The following is a 1427-nucleotide window of genomic DNA, read 5'->3' as shown; positions in this document are numbered from 1 at the left end:
CGAAAGTGCCATTTTCCCCCCGATGATGGTCGAGATGGTCCACGTCGGCGAAGAGTCCGGTACTTTAGACGAGATGCTTTCGCGGTCGGCCGATTTCTACGAGGCCGAGGTAACCTATTTTCTGGACCGGCTGGCCGCAATTATCGAGCCGGTGCTGCTTATCGCGGTCGGCTTTATCGTCGCCTTGCTGCTGATCTCGATCATGACGCCGATGCTGAAGATGTACGAAGCGTTTTAACAGGGGCTGTTTAAGGGCCGGCCCTGCAAAGGGCGGCCCGGTAAATAGATAGCAGAATAAAATTAGAAGGAGGTGAAAAAGGTGGTTTTGAAAATTGCCGAAGCCTTGCGGCGTTTGCAGAGAGAGGAGAAAGGTTTTACCCTGATCGAGCTGGTCATCGTGATGGCCATCATCGGGATATTGGTGGCCATCAGCATCCCGGTCTACAACAATGCCATGATCGGGGCCGCCCAGAAGGCGCACGATACCAACCTGCGCACCATCGACTCCGCCGTGCAGCAGTATTTCATCGTTGAGGATGCGTATCCTGCAGATATAGATGCTCTTATAGGTGTTGATGGATACCTTGATGAAAAACCGGAGATCCCCGCTATTCTGACGACAACTGCTCCGAACAAAGGTCTGGAAGGCATTTTAGGTACAGATGATGGGGCATATTACCTGGATCTGGAAGGCGGACAAGCAGGTGATAGACCCTGGGCGGCGCCGCGCGGGCAGTGGGGCGGTTATCGTAGTGCCTCACCTGCCTCACCGTAATGCAAACAAGTTAAAATGGCCTAGGCCCGGTTACTCACGGGCATGATTACGTCAGACAGCAATGAGATTGATACAGGGTGGCGGTTTTACGCCGCCACCATCTATTTTAAACCGGGGCCACCGGTTAGTAGAATAACTGGGGGGTCGGCAAAGCATGGGCGAGCCCCGATGGGAAGTGAAAACCGCCATTCAAGAAGAGGGCTTTACCTTTACCGAGCTGCTGGTGGCTATCACCATCCTGGCGCTGGTTTCGATACCGGTTCTCTCCATGCTGCTCAATGGCTACAGCTACACGGTCATGACCGGGCGGCAGACCGTCGCCGCCAACCTGTGCCGGGACAAGATTGAAGAGCTCAAATCAGAGGGCTTCAGTAAGTATGATCTCCTGATCCGGGATAAACCGGACGGCAGATACCAGATCCCCAGCGCAGAGGACCCCTTGCCGGAGGGGTATGAGCTTTACCGCCGCGAGACGGTCATTGAGCGCCGCGAGAGCATAAAGGGGAGCTCTGCGTCCGCTCTTGAAGCTGATTATTTACGGGTCAGGGTAACGGTTTACTGGACCGAGCGGGGCGGAGAAAACTCGGTGGAGATGGAGACAAGCCTGGCCAGGGGGTGAAACGGTGCGGGCAAGAGACGAAGACGGCTTTAG

General features: G+C 55.2%; 3 protein-coding genes. All 3 read left to right on the top strand.

Going from position 1 to position 1427, the window contains the following annotated elements; genetic code table 11:
• A partial coding sequence (locus tag ACE4YL_RS01540; protein WP_461369074.1) for a type II secretion system F family protein occupies nucleotides 1-238 on the top strand: 238 nt, incomplete at its 5' end.
• An 81-nt stretch (nucleotides 239-319) separates the two neighbouring features.
• Nucleotides 320-775, top strand: a complete 456-nt coding sequence (locus tag ACE4YL_RS01535; RefSeq protein WP_461369073.1) for a competence type IV pilus major pilin ComGC — start codon at nucleotides 320-322, stop codon at nucleotides 773-775.
• Between the two features lie 154 nt (nucleotides 776-929).
• Nucleotides 930-1394, top strand: coding sequence for a type IV pilus modification PilV family protein (locus ACE4YL_RS01530; protein WP_461369072.1), 465 nt, complete (start codon nucleotides 930-932; stop codon nucleotides 1392-1394).
• The last annotated feature ends 33 nt before the right edge of the window (nucleotides 1395-1427 follow it).

Source organism: Candidatus Darwinibacter acetoxidans (genome assembly GCF_041936445.1).
GTDB lineage: Bacteria > Bacillota > Limnochordia > Darwinibacteriales > Darwinibacteriaceae > DTU010.
Note: the sequence above shows the minus strand (reverse complement) of the source record. Positions and strands in the feature narration are given on the sequence as shown.